The 26047-nt window shown below is 41.7% G+C and carries 19 protein-coding genes; 6 read left to right on the top strand and 13 right to left on the bottom strand.

Annotation, left to right across the window (positions count from 1 at the left end; genetic code table 11):
- Window positions 1–83: 83 nt before the first annotated feature.
- The 4 genes from BW139_RS10110 (at window position 84) to BW139_RS10095 (ending at window position 6880) form a co-directional block, all read left to right on the top strand.
- Complete coding sequence (locus BW139_RS10110; RefSeq protein ID WP_076919557.1) at window positions 84–1100, top strand: efflux RND transporter periplasmic adaptor subunit; 1017 nt, start codon at window positions 84–86, stop codon at window positions 1098–1100.
- 2 nt (window positions 1101–1102) lie between these two features.
- Complete coding sequence (locus BW139_RS10105) at window positions 1103–4186, top strand: efflux RND transporter permease subunit (protein ID WP_076919556.1); 3084 nt, start codon at window positions 1103–1105, stop codon at window positions 4184–4186.
- A gap of 93 nt (window positions 4187–4279) precedes the next feature.
- A complete protein-coding gene (locus BW139_RS10100; protein ID WP_054200884.1) occupies window positions 4280–6175 on the top strand; it encodes a DUF294 nucleotidyltransferase-like domain-containing protein in 1896 nt (631 codons plus the stop codon).
- Window positions 6176–6178: 3 nt separating this feature from the next.
- Window positions 6179–6880, top strand: coding sequence for a 3'-5' exonuclease (locus BW139_RS10095; protein WP_076919555.1), 702 nt, complete (start codon window positions 6179–6181; stop codon window positions 6878–6880).
- Between the two features lie 77 nt (window positions 6881–6957).
- Here the strand turns inward: BW139_RS10095 and BW139_RS10090 are convergent, their stop codons facing one another.
- The 4 genes from BW139_RS10090 to pxpB all read right to left on the bottom strand — a co-directional run bounded on the left by BW139_RS10090 (window position 6958) and on the right by pxpB (window position 12720).
- Complete coding sequence (locus BW139_RS10090; protein ID WP_076919554.1) at window positions 6958–8538, bottom strand: BCCT family transporter; 1581 nt, start codon at window positions 8536–8538, stop codon at window positions 6958–6960.
- Window positions 8539–9145: 607 nt separating this feature from the next.
- Window positions 9146–10813: an asparagine synthase B gene (asnB, locus tag BW139_RS10085; protein WP_076919553.1), complete on the bottom strand. Its 1668-nt coding sequence runs from the start codon at window positions 10811–10813 to the stop codon at window positions 9146–9148.
- A gap of 316 nt (window positions 10814–11129) precedes the next feature.
- Window positions 11130–12068: a biotin-dependent carboxyltransferase family protein gene (locus BW139_RS10080; RefSeq protein ID WP_076919552.1), complete on the bottom strand. Its 939-nt coding sequence runs from the start codon at window positions 12066–12068 to the stop codon at window positions 11130–11132.
- The gene (pxpB, locus tag BW139_RS10075) at window positions 12061–12720 is read right to left on the bottom strand and encodes a 5-oxoprolinase subunit PxpB (RefSeq protein WP_076919551.1); all 660 of its coding nucleotides are present in this window, start codon (window positions 12718–12720) and stop codon (window positions 12061–12063) included. The genes BW139_RS10080 and pxpB overlap by 8 nt, the downstream gene beginning before the upstream one ends.
- Before the next feature lie 357 nt (window positions 12721–13077).
- Here pxpB and msrA point away from each other — a divergent pair, with 357 nt between their 5' ends.
- The gene (gene msrA / locus BW139_RS10070) at window positions 13078–14385 is read left to right on the top strand and encodes a peptide-methionine (S)-S-oxide reductase MsrA (RefSeq protein WP_076919550.1); all 1308 of its coding nucleotides are present in this window, start codon (window positions 13078–13080) and stop codon (window positions 14383–14385) included.
- A 648-nt stretch (window positions 14386–15033) separates the two neighbouring features.
- On the opposite strand, the gene BW139_RS10065 is transcribed toward msrA, so the two are convergent.
- The 9 genes from BW139_RS10065 to BW139_RS10025 all read right to left on the bottom strand — a co-directional run bounded on the left by BW139_RS10065 (window position 15034) and on the right by BW139_RS10025 (window position 24496).
- Window positions 15034–15912: a LysR family transcriptional regulator gene (locus BW139_RS10065; RefSeq protein WP_008114707.1), complete on the bottom strand. Its 879-nt coding sequence runs from the start codon at window positions 15910–15912 to the stop codon at window positions 15034–15036.
- Window positions 15913–16159: 247 nt separating this feature from the next.
- Window positions 16160–16816, bottom strand: coding sequence for a 3-oxoacid CoA-transferase subunit B (locus BW139_RS10060; protein WP_008114705.1), 657 nt, complete (start codon window positions 16814–16816; stop codon window positions 16160–16162).
- Between the two features lie 15 nt (window positions 16817–16831).
- Window positions 16832–17530 (bottom strand): CoA transferase subunit A, encoded by a 699-nt coding sequence (locus BW139_RS10055; protein ID WP_008114703.1) that lies wholly within the window; start codon window positions 17528–17530, stop codon window positions 16832–16834.
- 28 nt (window positions 17531–17558) lie between these two features.
- Window positions 17559–18458 carry a hydroxymethylglutaryl-CoA lyase gene (locus tag BW139_RS10050; protein WP_076919549.1) on the bottom strand — a complete coding sequence of 300 codons (900 nt, stop codon included), beginning with the start codon at window positions 18456–18458 and terminating at the stop codon, window positions 17559–17561.
- Window position 18459: 1 nt separating this feature from the next.
- On the bottom strand, window positions 18460–20442 hold the full coding sequence (locus BW139_RS10045) for an acetyl/propionyl/methylcrotonyl-CoA carboxylase subunit alpha (RefSeq protein WP_076919548.1): 1983 nt from the start codon (window positions 20440–20442) through the stop codon (window positions 18460–18462).
- A gap of 8 nt (window positions 20443–20450) precedes the next feature.
- Window positions 20451–21221: an enoyl-CoA hydratase/isomerase family protein gene (locus BW139_RS10040; protein WP_010389950.1), complete on the bottom strand. Its 771-nt coding sequence runs from the start codon at window positions 21219–21221 to the stop codon at window positions 20451–20453.
- Between the two features lie 12 nt (window positions 21222–21233).
- Window positions 21234–22841 (bottom strand): carboxyl transferase domain-containing protein, encoded by a 1608-nt coding sequence (locus BW139_RS10035; RefSeq protein WP_054200892.1) that lies wholly within the window; start codon window positions 22839–22841, stop codon window positions 21234–21236.
- 9 nt (window positions 22842–22850) lie between these two features.
- On the bottom strand, window positions 22851–24026 hold the full coding sequence (locus BW139_RS10030) for an isovaleryl-CoA dehydrogenase (protein WP_076919547.1): 1176 nt from the start codon (window positions 24024–24026) through the stop codon (window positions 22851–22853).
- A 35-nt stretch (window positions 24027–24061) separates the two neighbouring features.
- Window positions 24062–24496, bottom strand: coding sequence for a MerR family DNA-binding transcriptional regulator (locus BW139_RS10025; RefSeq protein WP_008114692.1), 435 nt, complete (start codon window positions 24494–24496; stop codon window positions 24062–24064).
- A gap of 329 nt (window positions 24497–24825) precedes the next feature.
- On the opposite strand from BW139_RS10025, the gene BW139_RS10020 reads away from it, so the two are divergent.
- Window positions 24826–26007, top strand: coding sequence for a thiolase family protein (locus BW139_RS10020; protein WP_076919546.1), 1182 nt, complete (start codon window positions 24826–24828; stop codon window positions 26005–26007).
- The last annotated feature ends 40 nt before the right edge of the window (window positions 26008–26047 follow it).

Here is a 26047-nt window from a genome sequence, read left to right as displayed (position 1 = left end):
TTTGTCGTACTAAGCTATTTATTGATCATAGAGGTGTTAAACTGCGTAACATAATGGAAATAATAATTAATTAGGGTGATCCTTTGAAGTCGCAAAATCTTTTAATTGGCATAACGGCCTTGTTTTTATCGGTTAGTTTGCCAGTAAATGGTGCAAACGTGGTCGTCGAGAATATCGCTATGGAACAAGCCCAACAGCAAGTTCAGGCTGTTGGTAATGCTGAAGCTATCCATTCTGTTATTTTATATCCTGCCGTAGGTGACAAAGTAGCAGCGGTTCATTTTAAACCTGGCGATAAGGTTAAAGAAGGTGATATTTTACTTGAGCTAGATTCACGTAGGCAAAAAGCGGCCCTTGAAGAGGCTAAAATAAAATTAGCCGATAGCCAGCGCACTTTAAAGCGGTTGAAGCAAAGTCAAGCTAAGGGAGCTGTGCCACAAAGTGATGTAGATGATGCAAAAACCATCGTGGAGCTTGCAAAAGTTACTCTCACTCAAGCCGAAACTGAATTAGAAGACCGCCAAGTCCGTGCCCCTTTTAATGGCACCATGGGACTGACCGACGTCGAAGTAGGTGACAGAATCACAACACAAACAATGATTGCTAGCATCGATGATACCCGCCAGTTATACATTAATTTTAACGCGCCTGAATCAGCGATTGCGATGCTCAGAAATAATGCTAGTGTACGCGTGTTCCCATGGCAATCGCAAGCGCCTGTTGAGGCAGAAATAGCTTATTTAGACTCACGTATAGACCCACAAACTCGTACCTTAAGAGTCAAAGCAAAGTTAAATAACAAAGATCAACAATTCTTACCGGGTATGAGTTTTCGAGTACATATAAAAGTATTAGGTCAACGCTTTGCCGCTATTCCAGAAGCAGCACTACTGTGGGGCGCAACGGGTCCATATGTGTGGACGAGTGTGGATAACAAAGCTACCCGGGTTGATGTGAAAATAGAGCAACGCTTGGCTGGGCGCTTACTCGTATCAGGGGCATTACAGCCAAACGATACGTTAGTTGTTGAAGGCGTTCAGCGCTTGCGAGCTAACCAAGAGCTAAGCTTCTCAGCGCCAATCGCTAGTACGCAGGAGTAGCCATGAAACAGCAACCTATGATGCAAGACTTGCCGTCTATGGCAATTCGCCGCCCTGTACTTATTGTGGTGCTTAATTTATTAATAATTATTGCCGGTATCGCCGCTATAGCTGGCGTAGAAGTACGAGAGCTTCCTGATGTAGATAGGCCGCGTATTACGGTATCAGCTTCGTTTCCAGGTGGTTCCCCAGAAACCGTTGACACTGAAGTCACCAGCAAACTTGAAGGTGCTGTTGCCCGTGTGAGTGGAGTTAAATCTATTCGTGCACAAAGTGAAGAAGGCAGCTCACGTATTGTGGTTGAATTTAGACCTGGTGTTAATCTGGATGATGCCGCTAATGAAACACGCGAGTCAGTTTCGCGAGTGCAAAGAGAGCTCCCAGAAGAGGTTGAGCGTGTATCTATTATAAAAGCCGATAATGATGCTGAGGCGGTCGTATCACTCACCGTATCAAGTGAGAGTTTATCGTTAGAGGCATTAACCGAGCGAGTTGATGTTGACTTAGCACCACAGTTTTTAACTATTCCCGGTGTTGCTGATGTGCGCTTAAACGGTGATAGAGAACGAGTGCTTAGAGTACGTATAGATCCGCTTAAGCTCAGTAGCTTTAATTTAACTATTCCTGATGTTGCTGACGTTCTCAGGCAAGCTCCCTTTGATGTGCCTGCAGGAAGTTTAAAATCAAACGATCAGCAAATCATTGTGCGTGCTGATGCTACCTCGGTCACACCAGATCAAGTCGGTGATATTATCATCCGTGGTGATACCCGTATTAGCGATATCGCAGCGGTATATTTTGGCCCGGCAGATCCACGCTCTATGGTTAGGCTCAATGGTAAACCCGTTATTGGTATGGAAATTATCCGCCAAGCGCAATCTAACACCATAGAAATATCAGATGAAGTTCTAAAGCTTATAGAGGGAATGCGTGAACGCTTTCCTCAGATGGAATTTACCTTAACATCAGATGATGCACAATTTATTAGAAGTTCAGTGGATGAAGTTATTAACTCATTAGTACTGACAGTGCTGCTAGTGATCATTACTTTATGGGTGTATATTGGCTCATGGCGTGCAACCTTAGTGCCTGCATTTGCTATTCCGGTAGCATTAATCGGCTCATTAGCACTGATATGGGCATTGGGCTTCTCCATAAATATTTTAACTTTGCTCGCGCTTGTACTTGCTACTGGCTTAATCGTTGATGATGCGATTGTGGTGAGTGAAAATATTCAACGCCAGCGAGGATTAGGGCTTGGCAGGCGTGCGGCCGCAGTGGTAGGTACGCGTGAAGTATTTTTTGCCGTTATTGCCACCACGGCGGTATTAGCCGCTGTGTTTGTTCCCATCGCTTTTTTACCCTCTACAGCAGGGCGTTTATTCAGAGAGTTTGGCGGTGTTCTTGCCGGTGCAGTGATCATATCAAGCTTTGTTGCGTTATCGTTAGTGCCAGCACTTACCTCTAAGCTAAAGCTTAAGCAAGGCGGTTTTCATCCATTTGCTAAGTTTGGTAACGTACTTGCTAATTTATATACTAAAACAATTCATAAAGTACTCGATCATGCGTGGCTAACTTTTATTGCCTGTTTATTAGTGGCTGCCGGCTCAGGAGCCTTGTATATGAGCCTTGATAACGAGCTATTACCAACAGAGGATCGCGGTAAAATTAGAATATTTGCCCGTGGGCCAGATGGCGTAGGCTTAAACTTTATGGACAGACAAGCCATTAAAATGGAAGACACCTTACTGCCTTTCGTCGAAAGCGGGGAAATAGAGTCAATTTACACGGTTGTTGGTCAGTGGGATCCTAATATTGTGTTTATAACAGTGCCTTTAAAACACTGGGATGAGCGTAACTTTAGCCAACAAGAAATCATCAATAAAATTCGTCAGCCCTTAATGAACATTCCTGGAGCACCCGCATACGCAGGTGGTGCCAATAGTTTAAATTTACGTGGCCAAGGTGGCGGAATTGAAGTTGCTTTACTGGGGCAAGATTACTTAGAAATATTTAAAGCTGCACAGCAGTTTTCAGCAGATCTTGAAAAAGCCGTGCCTGAAGTTGCGCCGGTAAGGGTATCGTATCAGCCATCGCAGCCGCAATTGCGTGTTAATATCGACAGACGACGCGCAGAAGAGCTTGGAGTATCGTTAAGTGATATAGCCATTACCCTAAGAGCTGCCATTAATGGCGACGATATAGCCGATTTAAATATTGGCGATCAGTCAATACCAATTATGTTACAGGCTCAAAATCAAACCATTAATGACCCCAGTGATTTAGCAAATTTATATGTAAGCGCCCGCGATAATCAATTAGTACCGCTCAGTAGTGTCGCTAATATTACAGAGGAAGGCGTAGCTGCAGAGCTTGAGCGCCATGCTCAGCGACGTGCCATAGAATTAAGCATGGAATTACCCGAAGGTTTAACTATTGCCACACTGGTAGAGCAAATAAAACAAGTGTCTGAGCAATCATTACCAGCAGGTATTACCCTAGCGTTTAAAGGGGAAGCTCTGACATTTGAAGAGACCTCAAACGAAGTATTAATGACCTATGTATTGGCATTTTTAATTGTATTTTTAGTATTGGCAGCACAATTTGAAAACGTTAACAGCGCCATTGTGGTGATGATTACTGTGCCATTTGGTATTACATCCGCTATTTTAGCACTGTATTTAACCGGCACATCACTCAATATTTATTCGCAAATTGGTCTGGTAATGCTTATTGGTTTAATCGCTAAAAACGCAATTTTATTGGTCGAGTTTGCTGATCAATTAAGAGATAACGGGCTTAGTGTTCGAAAAGCGGTTGAACAAGCTGCACTGGTACGCCTACGACCCATTACCATGACCTTAATTTCTACTTTATTGGGTGCATTACCGCTTATTATGTCAACAGGTGCGGGCGCTGAGGCGCGCAATGCGATTGGCTGGGTGGTGTTTGGTGGACTAGCATTAGCGGTATTGTTTACCCTTTATTTAACACCGGTGATTTATTTAGGACTTGCACGTTTTACCAGCCCTCGCGGCGATGAGTCAAAACAATTAGCGCAGGAGTTAGAGCAAGTAGATAATTAATCGCTAACTATTTACGTAAATTGGCTATTTTTCTTTGAAAAAATAGCCAATTAGGCTCACAATTCAACTAGATTCACGCCACAAGGATTCCCTATGCAGGCCGAGCAAGTTGAAATAGCCCAATTTTTAGTTGAACATCCCCCATTTGATACGCTTCCTACTGAGGCATTGAACGAATTAGCAATGCAAATAGAGGTTGCTTACTTTCGTGCCGAAACTGATATCCTGCATTTAGGGCAAGATATTAGTGACTTGTATATTATTCGGAGTGGCTCAGTTGAGATTTCACGCCGTAATGGTGAACTCTATAACCGCTTAGCTACAGGCGGTATTTTTGGCCAAATGGGTTTATTGATGAACCGCAAAGTGCGGTTTCCAGCTCGTGCACTTGAAGATACCTTAACGTATTGTATTAATGTTAATACCTTCAACGAATACTGTGATAAATACGAAACCTTTGCCGACTTTTTCGAAGTGGATGGCAACGTACGCTTGCACCAAGCGATAGTAGAGCAAGCCGACAGCAATGATTTAACCACCGCAAAAGTTAAATCATTATTACATCGCGATGTAGTCACTGTTACTACACAAACCCCCATACAAGACGTCGCGTTTTTGATGACACAAGAATCGGTCTCTTCAGTACTTGTTACTGATATAGAAAAACAAATAAGCGACGATCCAGAAGAGGATGACGGTCAAGTCGTCGGGATCATCACAGATAGAGATATCCGTACCAAAGTTGTTGCCCAAGGACTTACGTTTGATACGCCGGCGAAGGAGGTAATGACCTCAGGGTTGGTTTTGCTCGATAGTAACTCTTACGTTTTTGAAGCTGTTTTAGCCATGCTCAGAGATAACTTACATCACTTGCCTGTGGTACATAAAAAGCGACCAATAGGGGTGATATCTCTATCTGATATTTTACGCTATGAATCACAAAGTAGCTTATTGTTAGTACGCGGTATTTTAGCTCAGCAATCGGTTGATGACTTAGTTCATTACGCCCGCCAATTACCTAATGTGTTTGTGCGTATGGTAAACGAAGATGCTAATTCGCATATGATAGGGACCGCTATGGCAGTAATAGGACGTACCTTTAAACAGCGCCTATTAGCCCTAGCAGAAGAAAAATTTGGTGAGCCGCCCATTCCTTATTGTTTTATTGCGCTGGGCTCAATGGCACGGGATGAGCAGTTAATTGTAACCGATCAAGATAATGCACTGATTTTAGATAATAGCTTCGATGAGGCATTGCACGATGAGTATTTTCAAAACTTATCAGACTTTGTGTGTGATGGCTTAGCTAAGTGTGGCTATACCTATTGTGATGGTGAAATTATGGCCTCGTTTAAAAAATGGCGTATGACCCGAGAACAATGGCAAGAAAAATTTGCTAGCTGGATGGCCGAGCCCAAACCGCAAGCACTGCTCAATAGCTCGATATTTTTTGACTTAGATGGTGTGTGGGGTAAGTTAAAGTGGGCCGATGAGCTTAAAACGCTGGTGGCAAAAGAAAGCAAAGTAAATAAACGCTTTTTAGCTAACCTTGCTGCTAATGCTCGCAATCGAACGCCACCATTGGGATTTTTTAACGGCTTTGTACTTGAGCACAATGGCCAACATAAGCGCTCAATGAATTTAAAACGTCGTGGTACAGCGCCGCTATCTGATGTGGTTCGCGTTCATGCATTAGCGGTCGGTTCACGTAAACAAAATTCGTTTGAGCGCTTAGAGGATATTATCGAGGCTAACTTATTACCTAAAGGCAAAGCACAAGATTTGCGTGATGCATTTGAATATATTGCTACTGTACGTATTCGCCACCAGGCATGGCAGATAGAGCAGGGGGAAGCGCCCGATAATGATTTAGACCCGCATTTACTCTCACCATTTGAGCAAAGTAATTTAAAAGAAGCTTTTGCGATTTTAGAAAAAGCGCAAAGCTTTTTAAAGTTTAGCTATTCTGCTCATTCAGGTGTGAAATAAGTTATGGCTAAATCACCGTTAGATTGGCCACGTCGATACGAGCAGCTTTTACATAGTGCGCAAAACTCGTTGCTTAAAGACTTTTATAAGCAGGCATTTACCAATCAGACTGCTCCACTTAAAGATGTACCTTTTGTGGCGCTAGATTTTGAAACAACAGGTCTGGACGCTAATACCGATGATATTGTTAGTGTGGGGTTAGTGCCTTTCAATGTTAATCGTATTTACTGTAAAGAGAGCCGCCATTGGGTAGTACAACCACGACGAGATTTGAGTGAAGAGTCGATTGTTATCCATGGTATTACTCACTCAGAAATAGATGAAGCCCCCGACTTAAATAGAATTTTAGCGCCTTTATTAGATGCCTTAAAAGGTAAAGTGGTGGTGGTACATTATGCCGCCATTGAGCGCCACTTTTTTTATAACGCGCTACTTACTCGAATTAAAGAAGGCATCGAGTTTGCCCTAGTTGATACTATGGATTTAGAAAGGCGGGCACTTAAAGCACGGCAGGGGTTATTAGGTAGGCTGTTTAATACCAGACTAGGCTCGCTTAGGCTAAGTGATACAAGGGAGCGTTATTCATTGCCATTGTATCAAAACCACAATGCACTGACTGACGCTTTAGCCACCGCAGAATTACTGCAAGCTCAGCTGAGTTATCATTATCGGTTAGATACGCCACTAAGTGAAATTTGGCTTTAGCGAAACGTTATAAAATATTATAGGAAAAATAGAGTAAAAAAAACGCCGCAATTAGCGGCGTTTTTTAATGTAGGGTGTTATTTAACTGGGCGAGGCTCAGTTCGTAAACCTAAAATTAAGCTTACACACATTAATAGTAAAACAATGGTAAACGGTAGACCGGTTGAAATAGCCCCAGCTTGTAGTGCTTCAATCGCTTGAGTACCACCAATCCAAAGTAATGCAGCAGCAATTGCGCCCTCAACAGTAGCCCAAAAAATACGCTGTGGTACCGGTGCATCAATTTTTCCACCTGCTGTGATTGAATCAATTACAAGTGATCCTGAATCAGAAGAAGTAATAAAGAATACCAGTACTAATACAATAGCAATGAAAGAAAGCACACTCGCCATTGGCATTTCATCAAGCATTTGGAACATCGCCATAGGGACACTTGTTAGACCGTCAGTCCCAAGAGCACCAATACCATTAACTACTTGGTCAATTGCGATGCCACCATAGATAGACATCCACAGGATAGTAACCGCTGTTGGAATAAGTAATACCGCGGTTAAAAATTCACGGATTGTACGACCACGCGAAACACGCGCAATAAACATACCTACAAACGGTGACCATGAAATCCACCAAGCCCAATAAAACACTGTCCAACCGTGCATCCATGTTTCATCTTCACGGCCATGCGGGTTACTTAATGGAATAATATTTTCTACATAGCCCATTACTGTATTAGGGATATTGCCCATAGAAACCGCAAAGCCAACTAAACATACAAAGATTAATAATACTAAAGCAATGAGCATATTTACGTTACTAAGTAATTTAACACCGCCATCAATACCTCTAATAACAGAGACGATTGCTAATAAAGTAACACCTGTAATAACTAGAATTTGTGAACCTACACCACCTTCAAAACCAAATACATGGTTAATACCGGCAGAAGCTTGTTGTGCACCTAATCCAAGTGACGTTGCCAAACCAAATAAGGTAGCTAATACAGCTAAAATATCAATTATGTGACCAGGCCATCCCCACGCTTTATCACCTAAAATAGGGTAAAAAATTGAACGTATAGATAGCGGTAAGCCTTTATTATAAGTAAAAAACGCTAATGAAAGTGCAACCACAGCATAAATTGCCCAAGGGTGAAGACCCCAATGGAACATAGTTGCACCCATCGCCATTTTAGCGGCTTCTGGGGTGTTTGCTGCTACATTGAGCGGTGTTTCATACCAACCGGTGTAGTATGCAACCGGTTCAGCAACCCCCCAAAACATTAAGCCAATCCCCATGCCTGCAGCAAATAACATTGCCAGCCAAGAAATACGAGAATGCGATGGTTTAGCATCGTCACCGCCTAAGCGGATATTGCCATAAGGCGAAAAAATTAAAACTAAACAAAAAATAACAAAGAAGTTGGCAGCCCACATAAATAGGCCATCAAAATTATTAATAATATCGTTTTTAACACCATTTAGTGTTGTTTTAGCTACTTCGGCATCTGACACTAGTACGGCGATTAAAAAAAGTGCTATTAACCCTGCACTGATCCCGAATACAGGGTTATGTATATCAAACCCCCACTTTTGTACGTTGTCTTGACCTACGGTGTAGTCTGTATTGTCAATACTGTACTTGTCATGATTCTCGCTCATGCAATACCTCATTGGTTAATGAAACAGGCTGGCTAAATGCCAGTTTTTTATAGTTCACTGTATTCGTCTTATTAGATTTATAGCTAAAGCTAATAACACGAATAGTTAGAAGACTAACTAATTTAATTGCCCATCATACCTTTACTAATAGGGGAGTTAAATATCAAATGCGAAAGAATTAACACTTTGGCAAAACTTTAAGCTGTTTTAGTTTATTTAATGTACAAGGTTGCTAACTTATCTTGTATCAGTAAAGCTGCTAGTCATTTTATTTTATAGTCGTAAACAGCTATGAATGCAAAAGCTAAGTTAATGAATATTCTGCCTAATAGGATATTTTAAATAAATTAACAACCTTCTTGGGTACGTAAAAAGTCTAGTCTGAGTTTTAAAAATCAAGATTAATTTTTAAATACTTTTTAATTACGTTTTTATGGTTGAAGAATATCAGCGAAGGGAATCTTGAATTAGATTTTATAAAAAGCGACTAAATTATTTTGTTGTTTAAACTAATTTAGTTAAAGGCTTATCTGACGTTTTAGGTTTAATTTACAAAGCGGGGCAAGAGCGCTGCAGTTTTTAACCTGCAGCGTAGGTAGAGTGATAACTATTTTTTATATGCTTCATTGTGAACGCCTGCGGCGCGCCCTGATGGATCCGCATTGTTTTGAAATGATGCATCCCACGCCAATGCTTCGGGAGTTGAACACGCTACTGATTTACCATGCGGTACACAGTTAGCAGAGGCATCGCCCGGGAAGTGCGATTCAAAAATACGGCGGTAAAAATACGCTTCTTTTGAATCTGGCGTATTAATTGGGTATTTAAATTTAGCATTCTCTAATTCTTGATCTGTTACTTGTTCATTTACAAATTCTTTTAAGGTGTCTATCCAGCTGTAGCCAACGCCATCAGAGAATTGTTCTTTTTGACGCCATAACACTTCGTCTGGAAGGTAGCCGTCGAACCCTGCACGCAAAATATGTTTTTCAATTTTGCCGTCGTTACACATTTTAGCTTCTGGGTTGATGCGCATTGCCACATCAACAAACTCTTTATCTAAAAATGGCACGCGTGCTTCAACACCCCAAGCAGCCATTGATTTATTAGCGCGCAAACAATCAAACATATGCAGTTTTGATACTTTGCGGTTTAGCTCTTCATGAAACTCTTGGGCATTGGGTGCTTTATGGAAATATAAATAACCACCAAATAATTCATCAGCGCCTTCACCAGAAAGCACCATTTTAATGCCCATAGCTTTAATTTGCCGCGCCATTAGATACATTGGAGTTGATGCGCGAATTGTAGTGACATCATAGGTTTCAATGTGATAAACCACTTCTTTAAGGGCATCAATACCTTGTTGAATAGTAAAAATAATAGGGTGGTGAATAGTGCCTATCATATCAGCCACTTTTTGCGCTGCTGCTAAATCGGGTGAACCTTCCAAACCCACTGAAAACGAATGCAGTTTAGGCCACCAAGCGTCACTTTCATCGTTGTCTTCAATTCGTTTTGCGGCAAACCGTTGAGTAATGGCTGAAATAACCGATGAATCTAATCCGCCTGATAGTAATACACCGTAGGGTACGTCACACATTAGTTGGCGTTTTACCGCGGCTTCTAGTGCATCTTTTACATCTTCTGCTTTGGCGTCGTTGTTTTTAACTGCGTCATAGCTTTGCCAATCACGTTGGTAGTACGGTGTTAATTTACCGTCTTTGCTGTAAAGGTAATGCCCAGGCGGGAACTCCTCAATATGTTTACAAATAGGCGAGAGCGCTTTTAGCTCTGATGCTACATAAAAATTGCCATGCTCATCGTGGCCTGTATACAGTGGAATAATACCAATATGATCGCGACCAATAAGGTAAGCGTCTTGCTCTTCATCATATAAACAAAAGGCAAAAATACCATTTAAATCATCTAAAAAGGCGGGCCCTTTTTGCTTATACAGGGCTAAAATAACTTCACAATCTGACTGGGTTTGAAAATCGAAGTCGACCTCTAAACTCGCGGCAAGCTCTTTGTGATTATAAATTTCGCCATTTACCGCTAAAATATGCGTTTTTTCTGGGTTGTATAGTGGTTGCGCACCACTTGATACGCCTACTATTGCTAAGCGTTCATGCACTAAAATTGCTTTGTCTGATGAATACACCCCTGACCAATCAGGCCCGCGGTGGCGAAGCAGTTTAGACATTTCGATTGCCTGAGTGCGTAACTGGCTGGGATCCGATTTAATATCGAGTACGCCGAATATTGAACACATAATTTTTCCTCATTCCTATTAAGTGCCTACGATAGCGAGTTTGCTAAAGACTAACCTTGTTTTATCAGAAATAAATACCTAAGTCACACGGCTTTTTTAAAATAATAAGAATAATTTATGCACCAAATAAGTTGGTGTTGCTCCAATGTAGTGATATTGACAAGGAGATTAAAACGCGCTGTACAATTTTTAATATACAATTACGCTGAAGCTAAATTAAATTGCAACAATTAGTTTGCCTTGCACCAAGGAGGTGCAAAGCGAAAAGTAAATAAATAGCGGTTGAGTTACTCAGTGAGTTTTAGTGCACCATTAATTAATTCCAGTACTGGCTTAAACTCAGCTTAAGTTGTGCTAAGTGAGCGTCGAGTTTTTCCTTTGCAGCATTTGCTTGCTCAAGTGATACAAACTCAAAAGTGATTGGGTCGGCGGTTCTAAATTGTGCAAACTGATGTAAGTCGGCTTCTATTACATGCGCGATTAAAGGATACCCCCCTGTGGTTTGCCCGTCATTTAATAATACAATAGGGTTACCATCGGGTGGAAGCTGAATGCTCCCAGGTGCGACTGCTACGGAGGGCAGTGAAAGCGAGTGTTGCATAACAGCCGTATTTTTATGATCTAGGCGTACGCCCATACGATTACTATTTGGATTAATAGTAAATGAGCTATCAGAAAATGCATTGATACACTCGGGTGTTAATAACTCATGATGAGGGCCAACATGTAAACGGATGATACTTCGTTTTGGCGGGGTAAGGGCACCCTTATTACATAACCAAGGTTTAGTATAAGAGTTAATGGCTATCATATCGCCGCTTTGCAGTGCACGGCCATCAAAGCCACCAATAGCTGCCCCCAAATCGGTTGATTTAGAACCCATAACCTCTTGGCATTCAATGCCACCTTTTACCGCGATGTAAGCTCGTGAACCACCACGACCGGTTACAAACTTAAGCGTTTGCATTGCTTTTACTGGGTAACTCCAGCCTGGATAAAGTGGATGCCCGTTTAGTGTTGCTTTTAAGTCGGCACCATGCAGGGCAATAACCGTATCACACTGAAATTGCAGTTCACATAAACCAACGGTTAATTCCAACACCGCAGCGTTATCGTTATTATTTAATAAACGGTTTGCAATGATGTGCGCACAGGTATCTAGGCTGCCTGAGCGGCTAACCCCTAAATGTCGAAAACCCACACGACCTAAATCTTGAATTGTAAGTTGAATACCGCTCTTGATGACTTTAATCATGGTTTACTCCTTTGGCAGGCACAAACTCTATGGTATCGCCAGGTTTAAATAAGCAAGGATTAGCCGCTTTAGCATCAAATAAGCAGGCATCAGTGTGAGCAATGATATGCCAACCACCCGGTGAATCTTCAGGGTAAATACCCGTTTGGTCTGCGCCAATGGCTATTGCGCCTTTTGGAACACTCACTCGGGGGTTATCACGTCTTGGAGTAAATAACTGTGAGTTGAGTCCGTGTAAATAAGGAAAGCCGGGCACAAAACCTAAAAATAGAACGTGATATAGCTCTTTACTATGTAAGTTGATCACTTCATCTATAGTGAGTTGATGATAGTTAGCCACATAATCTAAATCTTCACCTTGGTAATAGGTATTTATTTTATGGTGCTGGCTTTCAAACGGGTAATCATCTACTTCCTTCCATAACTTAGCTAAGCTGTTGTGCCATTTATGGAGCATTTCTGAAGACTTTAAATACAAAGTTAACGAGTTCATAGCCGGCACCAAGTCAATAAACTCATTACTATTTTTACAGTGCTGGGCTAGCGCCCAAAGCTTTTTTTGCGTCGCAAGTATGTGTGGTTCGCTATAGTGAGAAACATCAAAAAGCAGGCTAGAGTTCGTTAAAATTTTTATACTAGGAATCATGCTCATATAGTTAACTCATTAATATTAATTACATTTAAGCTATCACAGTCGCTGTGCTATTACGATAATAATAGACAAGCTCAGATCGAATACACTCCCTTTTTCGTAAAGTTTTGTTGTGTGAAATTTATTTTTGAGTTTACAGGTCTGCTTAAGGGTCTGTTGACCTTTGCGGATTAAATCGCTCCTAGGCAGAATCCGAAGGGTAGCGCCTGTTTGGCATTGATGCTGCGTTATCGCCTATTTATGGGGAATAACCACACCACATAGGCTCTGCCTTGCCTAAACACCAAACAGACTGCTGCAAATTTAACCTTGGAAGGTCAACAGACCCTAGAGTAACTAAAACTAAGAGGTAATCGTATGTTTAAGGGGTTAATATTACCGGCATTTGCCATTGTGGGCTTGCTTAGTGCGATGAGCGCAATCTCGTCAGACGAAGTAACTAAGCCCAGTGATTTAGATGCCACTATGCATGTAGAACAGCTAGTGCTTGGCTCGGGCTGTTTTTGGGGGGCAGAAAAACGCTATGAAGCACTTAATGGGGTACTCGATGCAGAGTCGGGTTATGCTGATGGGCATGGGTTTAAACCAACCTACAGAAATATAACTAAGTTATCGCGCCGCTTTGATGAAGATAATTACGCCGAAGTTGTGCAGGTTACATTTAATAGCAATATTATTTCAGCAAAAGAGCTGCTGCAAAATTATTACGAGAGCCACGATCCGACTCAAAAAAACCGCCAAGGTAATGATGTAGGCACACAATATCGCTCTATTATTTTAACTACAAGCGATGAGCAAGCGAGTATCGCAAAGGCAGTGACGAGTGAGTATCAGCAGTTACTAACTAAAGCAGGATATGGAGCTATTGCTACACAAATAAAGCCACTCGAGCGTTTTTATTCGGCTGAAGAGTACCATCAGAATTACCTAGAAAAAAATCCTAACGGCTATTGCCCAGATCATTCAACCGGCGTTGTTTTCAGTCAAGATGAAAAGCAGCAGCTTGATAACACCGCATTGTTGACTGGCAAACAAATTGTTATTTTAGACTCTCGCGATTACTGCCCTTACTGTGAAAAATTTAAAGCGGCGGTAGCCAATGACTACAAAGGCACAATACCAATGACATTTCGCCATGCTGATCAGCTTAATGGCTTAACCATCAAATCGGCTACTTGGGCTACACCCACCATCTTATTTTTAGAAGATGGAGTAGAAGTGTATTCTCGCCAAGGTTACATGGATGCCGAGCTGTTTTATAAGGCGCTAGGGGCATTTAAGCTTGGTGACAGTGAAGCTTATAAAGTAGCGTTTAATGCTAAAACCGACAGCCCGTATTGTAAAGAGTACGCTATTTTTAAAAACACCCCCGATGGTATTTTTATAGATAAACTCAGTGGTGAACCCTTGTTTGATACCCGTGATAGATTTAACTCAGGCACTGGCTGGTTGTCGTTTACACACCCAGTAAAAGACAGCGTAACGCAACATGAAGATAACAGTTGGGGAATGCAACGTATTGAGCTTAAATCTAAAAGTACCGGTATTCATTTAGGGCATTTATTTCCAGGGGAAGGGCCAAAAGGTCAAGATAGATATTGTATTAATGCCACGGTGTTAGAATTTGTCGCTCGTGATGAAATAAACAGATCAGATGATGTTTAAGCTAATTAGCAAATAGGCAAATTTTAAGCAAAAAAAAGCAGCGAGACTTAGATAAGGTCGCTGCATTTCAATTGACAACATCTTCACACACAATAAAGATTCGGGGGGTTGTATTAGTAAAAACTAATGCTGAATTATTGGTGCTGATGTGATTGTAAATAAAAACAACTCAAGCTCAGTCACCACCGGACTTGAGTTGCTTTTTACACTGACAACATCTTCACACACAATAAAGATTCTTACATTTATTGGCGGGTGTAAGCGTAAAATAAAAACAACCCAAGCTAAGTCACCACCGAACTTGAGCTGTTTTTTACACTGACAACATCTTCACACACAATAAAGATTCTTTTTTACTAGCTCGTTGTTACAAACTAATTAAATTTGGTTTCAGTAACGCGTTTTATTATTTTCAGGTCGTTGCTGATTTGTTGAGTTAACTTTAGAGCTTTTACTCAATTCCGACAAGCGATAAAAACAAAACTAATAAGTGAAAAAAACTAACCTATAAATTAAATCCGTAAAAATCACCACAAGCTTTTGATAATATTGTATATATTCTGGTTTTTAGATTGGGGGGGAAGGAGAGGGATATTTTAAAAAACGGGTAAATAATTAAACGCCCATAAAAGAGCGTTTAATTAATAGTCACTTGGTTTGTCTGAAAGTGTTAATTACCCATTTGGCAAACAAATCTAGCGGGTGGTTAGCCGTACTAGAGCCATGTTGTACCAAGTAGTATTTATCTTTGGTGGTAAGGGGTTGTTCAAATAGTTTATAAAGCCATTGTTCATCCAGCCAGCTTTGGCTAATTGGCAGAGGAATAAGCGCAATGCCCATTCCTTGCTGCGCAGCTCTTGCTACACCAAACATACTGTCTATTTGAATAATTTGCGTTGGTGAAAAGTCATCAATCCCAACTTTTTCTGCCCACTGATGCCAAGCCCAAGGCCGTGCTTTATGTACAATAAGGGGTACTTGGTTAAGTGCCTGACAATGATCGTTTTGCCATTGTTCAAGCAGCTTTTTATTACACGCTGGAATGTATTCTAAATTAAAAAGCTCGGTAGCCAGTCCATCAAGTGGTTTACTTGAGGATAAAATTATTGATAAATCACTCTGGCGGGTTAATTCCTTTCGAGTTTTAAGGGTATCCATGTGTAGATTTATATTAGGGTGCTCACTGGTCCACTCACTAAGCTTAGGCATCAACAATTCACTGGCAAAAAACTCGGGTAACGTGATGGTCAAGTTTACATTTTGTTGTAACTGACTAAATTCGGTAATGGTGCTCTCTAGCATATTTATAATCGGATAAATTGCTTCAAAAAAGTTCTTCCCTGCAGGCGTTAAACTAATAGAGCGAGTTTGTCTTTGAAATAAATCAATGCCTAGCTGCTCTTCTAGCTGCTTAATTTGATGGCTCACCGCCGAGGGCGTTAAGTAAAGCTCTTTAGCAGCATGTTTAAAACTTAAGCTTTTTGCGGCAAAACAAAAAGAGCGAAGGCCGCGAATAGGTGTTTGCATGGTATCCAATATAAAGTTATTTTAATCGCCTAGTAACAGGCAATAATTAAACCAAAAATAAAAGTTAACTATATCAGTTATTTATTTTTTTTATTAGGGTGAATTCACCCAAGTGGTGCGTTAAATTGTCACTATAGTGCAAAAACTAAAATATAGACAAAAAAAATCCCTCTTGCGAGGGATTTTGGGTAACTCAGCGCCATTGGCACTGGGAATGAGGTCGGTACAGAGTGAAATTATGAGTGGTTTAAAACACCATCTCAGGAATATCACCATTAACAAGCAATTTACCTGCCGTTTTGCTAATAATTTCATCAACTGATACGCCTGGTGCGCGTTCTAGTAAATGAAATGCGCCGTCTTTTACTTCTAGAACGGCTAAATCAGTAACTATTTTTTTAACACAGTTAACGCCCGTTAGCGGTAACGTACAGCTTTCTAATAACTTAGAGTCGCCGTGTTTACTGGCATGGGTCATGGTAACAATAATGTTTTTTGCACCTGCGACTAAATCCATCGCTCCGCCCATGCCTTTAATTAATTTTTTAGGGATCATCCATGAGGCTATAGAACCGTTTTGGTCTACCTCAAACGCGCCCAGAACCGTTAAGTCTACATGACCACCCCGTATCATGGCAAAACTATCTGCACTATTAAATATAGCTGCACCGGTAGCTGCCGTCACGGTTTCTTTACCCGCGTTGATCATATCCGCATCAACAGTGGCTTTAGTAGGGTATTCGCCCATGCCTAAAAGACCATTTTCGGACTGTAGCATAACTTCTATGCCATCGGGTACATAGTTTGCGACGAGTGTCGGAATACCAATGCCCAAATTAACATAAAACCCATCTTGTAGCTCTTGTGCTACGCGCATTGCGACTTGTTCACGTGATAATGCCATTGTTAGTGCTCCTGCTTAATCTCGTGTGGTAACACGTTCAATGCGTTTTTCAAAGTTACCTTTTATAACGCGGTTAACAAAAATTCCTGGCGTATGTATTTGGCTTGGCTCAAGTTCGCCTGGCTCAACAATTTCCTCTACTTCTGCAACGGTAATTTTACCCGCAGTAGCCGCCATTGGATTGAAGTTCATGGCTGTATGACGAAATACTAAGTTGCCGTAGCGATCCGCTTTCCATGCTTTTACAATAGCGAATTCACCGGTAATTGACTCTTCTAAAATATAAGGGCGACCGTTAAACTCTTTTACTTCTTTACCCTCAGCAACCGGTGTGCCATAACCTGTGGCTGTGTAAAAAGCAGGTATTCCTGCACCACCAGCACGCATTTTTTCAGCAAGGGTACCTTGTGGCGTAAGTTCTACATCAATCTCGCCACTTAGTAGCTGCTGTTCAAACAAGGCATTTTCGCCAACGTATGAGGCGACCACTTTTTTAATTTGCTTGTCGTGCAGTAACAGCCCTAAACCAAAGTCATCAACACCACAGTTATTGGAAACAACGGTTAATTCTTTAGTTTGCATTTTTTTAATTTGGGCAATTAGCCCCTCAGGGATACCACATAAGCCAAAACCACCGGCTATTATTGTATCGCCGTCTTTTAAACCTTCCATTGCAGCTTCATAACTAGAAACTACTTTATCAAAACCGGCCATGAGTCACTCCTCATTCTGTGCTATTTAATTATTGTGCGTGTAATGCTGCAGAAACCTTGCTAGCAGGTTGTTTGTTCAGTGCACTCGTAATTTGCCAACCTGCCTCAGCAAGCCTTTGTAAATCAATTCCATGCTCAATGCCAAGCCCTTGCAGTAAGTATACAACATCTTCGGTGGCAACATTTCCTGACGCGCCTTTGGCATATGGGCAGCCACCAAGGCCGGCAACAGCACTGTCAACCGTTGCTATACCAAGGTTTAGCGCAGCGTAAATATTTGTGAGCGCTTGCCCGTATGTGTCATGAAAATGTACAGCAAGTTTAGATTTATCAATATGTTTAAGTAGCAATGTAAGTAGCTCTATTACTTTAGCGGGTGTGCCAACACCTATGGTGTCACCTAGGCTAATTTCATAACAGCCCATTTTTAAGAGTTTAGCAGCAACAGCCAGTACAGTATGAGGGTCAACATCTCCCTCATAGGGGCAACCTAAAACACAACTTACATAACCGCGTACGCGAATGTTATTCGCCTTTGCAAAAGCCATAACTTCACTAAAACGCGCCAAACTTTGCTCAATAGAGCAATTAATATTTTTTTGGCAAAATGCTTCGCTCGCTGCGGTAAATATTGCAAATTCTTTAATACCTACAGCATCTGCTGCCTCTGCCCCTTTTAAATTAGGGGTAAGGGCACTGAGATTAACCTCAGGTAAATTAAGTGCGCTTATTACTTCACTAGAGTCTGCCATTTGTGGCACCCATTTAGGTGAGACAAACGCACCAGCTTCTATGTCTTTTATGCCTGCAGCGGCGAGTGCGTTAATAAGCGTTATTTTATCAGCAGTTTCTACAGCGGCTTCATTTTGAAGTCCATCTCTGGCGCCCACTTCAACAATGCGCACTGATTTAGGTAATAATGAACTCATATTAAGCGGGTTCCTCTGCAGTTGTGTCTTCAACTATGGCCAGTAAAGCGCCATGGCTTACCAGTTCACCCTCAGCAAAACAGTAACTTTTTAATACGCCATCATGTGGGGCATTAAGCGTGTATTCCATTTTCATTGCTTCAATTATAACCACTGCATCGCCTTTAGTTATGGTGCTTCCCACCTCTAACAAGTGTTTAACTACAGTACCATTAAGTGGCGCAGCAAGGGGTAATGCCTCATTTTCATGTGAGCTGATGAAATGTTTATCAACACATTCAAACTTAGTTTGCAGTGCTTGGTTCATTACAGTAATGGCATTATCAACGTGGCTAACATGCGCAGTGTGTTTAGCGCCATTAATCGATACGTTGCAGTAGCCATTAGTTAACTCACCTTGCACTTCAAAGGTGTTGTCATTAATGGTCATGCTATAGCCCTGCGCGGTTTTTATTGCGTTTAAGGGGGTATCGCTAAATGGAATGTTAACTTGTTGCGGCGCATTTAAACTAAACCCATGTAATTGTTGCCATGGATTTGCACTACTTGTATTACTACCAAGTGATGCTAAATACGCAAAACCTGCAATTAAGCGGCTAGTTTGTAATAAAGACGGGTCAATAGTAACTAACGCTTCACCTTGCTCTGCAATAAAGTGGGTGCTTGGAGCACCTTGTTTAAAGCGTGGATGAATCGCTAAATTATATAAAAAGCTGATATTAGTGCTAAATCCGGCTAAATGAAATTGTGTTAATGCTTGTTGTAAACGCGAAAGTGCTTGGTCGCGGTTATCATCATGAACAATCAGTTTGGCAATCATTGGATCGTAATACGGGCTTATTTCATCACCTTGGGCAATACCAGTATCAATACGAACATATTCACTGTTAGCGGGCGTATATAGTGCCTCAATAGTGCCAGAGCACGGAATAAAGTCATTACTTGGATCTTCAGCGTAAATACGTGCTTCAAAGCTGTGGCCTTGTAGCTGAATATCTGCTTGCGCTAAAGGTAACGCTAAACCACTGGCTACATTAATTTGCCAATTAACTAAATCAACGCCGGTGACCATTTCACTCACTGGGTGCTCTACTTGCAAGCGAGTATTCATTTCCATGAAAAAGAACTCATCACCACAGAGTAAAAATTCCACAGTGCCAGCGCCTCGGTAGTCAATTGCTAGGGCACATCGTACCGCGGCTTCGCCCATTTCTTTTCGCAATGAGTCTGATAAACCGGGGGCAGGCGCTTCTTCAATCACTTTTTGATGCCGACGCTGCAATGAACAATCACGATCACCTAAATACACACAGTTGCCATAGTTATCAGCAAATACTTGCACTTCAACATGGCGTGGTTGGTCAACATAACGCTCAAGCAAAACCAGATCATTACCAAAACCGGCAGTAGCTTCACGTTTAGCACCTTCTAATGCGCTTATAAACTCACTGGCTTTTGAAACTATACGCATGCCCTTACCACCGCCACCAAAGGCCGCTTTGATAAGCACAGGGTAGCCAATTTTTTCAGCCTCAGCTTGTAAAAAGCTAGGGTCTTGTTTATCGCCATAATAACCAGGCACCAAAGGAACATTAGCGGCTGCCATAATTTCTTTTGCACGGGTTTTAGATCCCATAGCTTCTATGCTGCTTGCTGGTGGCCCAATAAAGGCAATATTATTGGCTTCACAAACATTAGCAAATTCGCTGTTTTCAGATAAAAATCCATAACCAGGATGAATACAATCAGCGCCACTCATTTTGGCAACGTTTAGTATTTTATCTGCAACTAGGTATGAGTCTTTACTTGGCGCTGCACCAATGTGGTAGGCTTCATCAGCCATTTTTACATGTTGAGCGTTTTTATCTGCATCTGAATAAACCGCAACCGTGGTCAAGCCCATTTGCTTAGCTGTTCGCATAATACGACAAGCAATCTCTCCACGGTTAGCAATTAGAATTTTTTGTAAGTGTACTGTGTTCATAATGCGTCCTAGAGTTGCCATTGGGGAGGGCGTTTTTCAAAAAAGGCAGTTAGACCTTCTTGACCTTCGTCTGATACACGAATTTTGGCTATACGTTCTGCAGTGAGCGCAATTATTTCGTTATCGATTTCTTTGTTTGCCACATCATTAATAAGCGCTTTAGCTGCTTTAACCGCTACCGGGCCATTATCTATCAGTGTTTGCAGTAGGTTATCCAGTGCACAGTCTAAATTTCCCGTAATTTGGTGAACTAGCCCCAACTGCTTGGCCGTATGCGCATCAAATACTTCAGCCGTTAAAAAATAACGTCGAGCAGCGCGCTCACCAATAGCTTTTATTACATAAGGGCTTATAACAGCAGGAATTAAGCCTAATTTAACTTCACTTAAACAAAATTGAGCGTCGTCTTTACTGAGGGCAATATCACAGCAAGCAATTAATCCCAATGCGCCACCAAATGCTGCGCCTTGTACCGCACAAATAGTAGGGTGTGGGCTTTGCGCTAAAACTTGCATTAGCTTAGCCAGCTGCATTGAATCGGCTAAATTATCGTTATAGTTGTTATCTGCCATCGATTTCATCCAGGCTAAATCGGCACCGGCTGAAAAGTGTTTACCCTCAGTTTTTAATACAAGGGCACGAATATCGAGCGTATTAGCATGTTCAATACATTGAATAAGCTCATGGATAACGTCGCTATTAAAGGCATTGCGTTTTTCTGGGCGACTTAAAACAAGTACAGCCACATTAGATTTTGTTATTTGTAGTGTTACTGACATTTTAAGCTCCCATTACATTCTAAATACGCCAAATTTTGATTCACGCTCAGGAGCATTTTTAGCTGCGCTAAGTGCAAGCCCAAGAACATTGCGTGTATCAGCAGGGTCAATAATGCCATCATCCCATAAACGGGCACTGGCATAATATGGGTGACCTTGCTGTTCGTATTGATCGATGATTGGCTTTTTAAAATCGCTAATTTGTTGCTCGTTCATGCTTTCGCCTTTGCGGGCTAAACCATCTTGTTTTACTTGCGCCATTACACCAGCGGCTTGCTCGCCACCCATAACCGAAATACGGGCATTTGGCCACATCCACATCATGGTCGGTTCAAATGCTCGGCCACACATACCATAGTTACCTGCACCGTATGAGCCACCGATTAAAATAGTAAATTTGGGTACATCGGCACACGATACCGCCATCACCATTTTCGCGCCGTGTTTAGCAATGCCTTCAGACTCGTATTTTTTACCAACCATAAAGCCAGTGATGTTTTGTAAAAATACCAGTGGAATGTTGCGCTGAGCACATAGTTGAATAAAGTGCGCGCCTTTTTGCGCAGACTCACTAAATAAAATACCGTTGTTGGCCACTATGCCTACGGGATGACCATAAATGCTGGCAAAGCCTGTTACCAGTGTTTCACCAAAGTAGCGTTTAAATTCATCAAACGATGAATCATCAACAGTACGTGCAATAACTTCACGCACATCAAAAGGCTTTTTAAGATCAGTACCGACAATGCCGTAAAGTTCGTTAATATCATAACGAGGGGCTTTTACTTCTTCGAGTAATGGTGAGGTAGGGCGCGAATAGTTAATACGTTCAATACACTGGCGAGCAATCGACAACGCATGTGCATCATTTTCAGCAAAATGATCGGCTACACCTGATGTTTTACAGTGTACATCGGCGCCACCAAGCTCTTCTGCAGTAACTACTTCACCGGTGGCAGCTTTTACTAGTGGCGGACCTGCTAAAAAGATAGTGCCTTGCTCTTTTACAATTATACTTTCATCGGCCATAGCAGGAACATACGCACCACCTGCAGTACATAACCCCATAACCACGGCAATCTGTGGAATGCCTTTACCCGACATACGCGCTTGGTTATAAAAAATACGACCAAAATGCAGTTTGTCAGGGAATACGTCGTCTTGCTCAGGTAAGTTTGCGCCACCTGAGTCAACTAAATAAATACACGGTAAATGACAACGTTCGGCGATGTCTTGAGCGCGTAAATGCTTTTTAACAGTCAGCGGGAAATAGGTGCCGCCTTTTACTGTCGCATCATTAGCAATCACCATACATTCGACGCCTTTAACGCGACCAATACCTGCAACCACACCGGCACAAGGAATATCTTGTTCATAAACGCCAAAGGCAGCAAATTGCGATATTTCTAAAAATGGCGAGCCTTCATCTAGCAAAGTGGTAATACGGTCACGGACAAACAATTTACCGCGGCCTTCGTGGCGCTCTTTTAGCGCAGCGCCACCGCCTAAACGTATTGTTGCTGCTTTACTGCGTAAATCATCCACTAGCGCCGACATGTTGTTGTGATTTTGCACAAAATTTGGATCATGCGGATTAACGCTCGATTTTAAAATCGTCATAACTAATCCTTAGCGGCTTTCAGTGAATAATTCGCGACCAATTAACATACGGCGTATTTCAGAGGTGCCCGCACCAATTTCATATAATTTCGCATCACGCAGTAAGCGACCTGTTGCGTATTCGTTTATGTAACCATTGCCGCCTAAAATCTGAATTGCATCTAATGCCATTTTAGTTGCAAGCTCAGCAGCGTATAAAATTGCGCCAGCAGCGTCTTTACGGGTGGTTTCGCCGCGATCACATGCTTTTGCTACTGTGTACACATATGAGCGAGCTGCATTCATTTGTGTATACATATCAGCAATTTTGCCTTGTATTAACTGGAATTGACCAATAGGGCTGTCGAATTGCTTACGCTCATGGATGTAAGGCACCACTATATCCATACACGCTTGCATTATGCCAAGTGGGCCCGCCGCTAAAACAACACGCTCATAATCAAGGCCACTCATAAGTACCTTAACGCCTTCGTTTAAGTTACCTAAAATATTTTCTTCGGGTACTTCACAGTTTTCAAATACCAATTCACAAGTATTTGAGCCACGCATGCCGAGTTTGTCGAGCTTTTGTGCGGTTGAAAAACCAGGGAATGTTTTTTCTACAATAAAGGCTGTAATCCCTTTAGCACCGGCGTTTAAATCTGTTTTTGCATAAATTACCAACGTATCAGCGTCAGGGCCATTAGTGATCCACATTTTATTACCATTTAAAATGTATTTATCGCCTTTTTTCTCTGCTTTAAGTTTCATAGAAACAACATCAGAGCCCGCATTAGGCTCACTCATAGCCAGTGCACCAATGTGCTCACCACTAATAAGTTTAGGTAAGTATTTTTCTTTTTGTGCTTGTGAACCATTACGGTTTATTTGATTAACACACAGGTTTGAATGCGCACCGTAACTTAAACCAATAGAGGCACTTGCACGGCTAATTTCTTCCATGGCAATAACGTGCTCTAAATAGCCTAAACCAGAACCACCAAACTCTTCATCCACGGTCATGCCAAGCACGCCCATTTCACCCATTTGCGGCCAAAGTTCATTGGGGAACGCATTATCAAGGTCAGTTTTTTCAGCTAGTGGGGCAATTTCTTGACTGGCAAAGCTGTTTACGTGACTGCGGATCATATCTGCAGTTTCGCCAAGGCCAAAGTTCATTTCTTTATATAGTGAAATAGTGCTCATGATTAATTCCTGTGTGTTGATGACGTTGTTATATTTTATTCATCTATTTTGCTAAGCGTGTCGCGACAGCGACGTTCAGCGGTGACCAGTTCCATAAGAACCACTTTAATGTCATCCATCTGTTGTGAAAGATCGGCTTTTTTCTCACTGATAAGGTCAAGCATAGTAACTAACTGTTTTGCACTTGATTTATCAGCATCATACAGTTCAAACAAACGACCTGTTTCAGCTAAGGTGAAACCTAAACGCTTGCCGCGCAGTATTAGCTTTAGGCGAACCTTGTCGCGCTTTGAGTAAATACGTGTTTGGCCATTGCGCTCTGGCGATATTAACCCTTGGTCTTCGTAAAAACGGATAGAGCGGGTAGTAATATCAAATTCTTTAGCCAATTCACTAATGCTAAAAGTTTGTTCGTTTTTAGCCGGCTCGTTGGCTGAATTTGCAAAGTTTGTTTGATTATCTGATTTCATTGTAATGTTTACCTCATTCGAATAACCCCAATATAAGTGAAGTTTACGTAAAGGTAAAGTGCGATCTGGTTGTTATACTTTAGACGTATAAAATAAAAGCGGAAATGCAGCAGAAGTTGAGTGTTTATAAACGTTATAAGCCAGTTAGACAGTATGTAATAAATTTTTAGCAAGCTAACTTTACAGTTTTTACACTAATTAGAAAGTTGATTTTAGATTTACGTTGGCGTAAACGTAAATTTTATGTATGCTCGTATTTATCAGATTAGTTTAAACATTAAGCTAAACATAATAAAACATGTTTGCGTTAATTGAAAATGGAGCCTTTTATGTCTTTCGAAAGCGTTGTAATTGTAGCAGCAAAACGCACCCCAATGGGTGGATTTATGGGCGCACTAAGTGATGCGCAGTCTACCGAATTAGGTGCTACGGCCATTGCAGGCGCACTTGCTCAAACGGGTTTAAGCAATGATGCAATTGATGAAGTAATTATGGGCTGCGTATTGCCAGCCGGTTTAGGCCAAGCACCTGCGCGTCAAGCAATGCTTAAAGCGGGGCTTGCACTAAGCACCGGCGCTACCACTATTAATAAAGTATGTGGCTCTGGATTAAAAGCAGCGATGTTAGCGAATGACCTTATTAAAGCAGGTTCTATTGAATCAGCAATCGCTGGTGGTATGGAAAGCATGACCAATGCACCTTACTTTATTCCTAAAGCCCGTGGCGGTATGCGTATGGGACATGGCGAAATTAAAGATCACATGATGAGTGATGGCCTAGAAGACGCCTACGACAATAAAGCAATGGGATGCTTTGCTCAAGACACAGCCGATGAATACGGTATTGGTCGTGAGCAAATGGATACGTTTGCACTGGGTTCATTAAGTAAAGCAAACGCAGCCATAGACAATGGGTGGTTTGATAACGAGATTACACCGCACACTATTAAAACGCGTAAAGGCGATGTCACTGTTTCAATTGATGAACAACCAGGCAACGCACGTCCTGAAAAAATTCCAAGCTTAAGAGCTGCATTTAAAAAAGATGGCACTATTACTGCCGCTAATTCATCGTCTATTTCAGATGGTGGTGCCGCGCTAATACTGATGAGCGAATCAAAAGCAAAAGCTGAGGGTTTAACACCACTTTGCAAAATTGTTGCTCACAGTACTCACTCTCAAAAACCAAGTGAATTTACCGTAGCCCCAGTGGGCGCAATGAACAGCGTTCTTGAAAAAGCTGGCTGGACAACCGCCGATGTTGATTTATGGGAAATTAATGAAGCGTTTGCCATGGTCACCATGCTGGCTATTAACGAATTAAAGCTTGATGAAAGCAAAGTAAACGTCAATGGTGGTGCGTGTGCACTAGGCCACCCAATTGGTGCTAGTGGCGCACGTATTTTAGTAACACTTATTCATGCGCTTAAAAACCGAGGCCTCAAAAAAGGCGTTGCCTCTTTGTGTATAGGTGGCGGTGAAGCCGTTGCTATGGCAGTCGAAGCACTTTAACTGATAACAAAGCCGCAGCAACTATAACAATCACAGCGCT

This window comes from Pseudoalteromonas sp. SK18 (assembly GCF_001974855.1).
In the GTDB taxonomy this organism is placed as follows: Bacteria; Pseudomonadota; Gammaproteobacteria; order Enterobacterales; family Alteromonadaceae; genus Pseudoalteromonas.
Note: the sequence above shows the minus strand (reverse complement) of the source record. Positions and strands in the feature narration are given on the sequence as shown.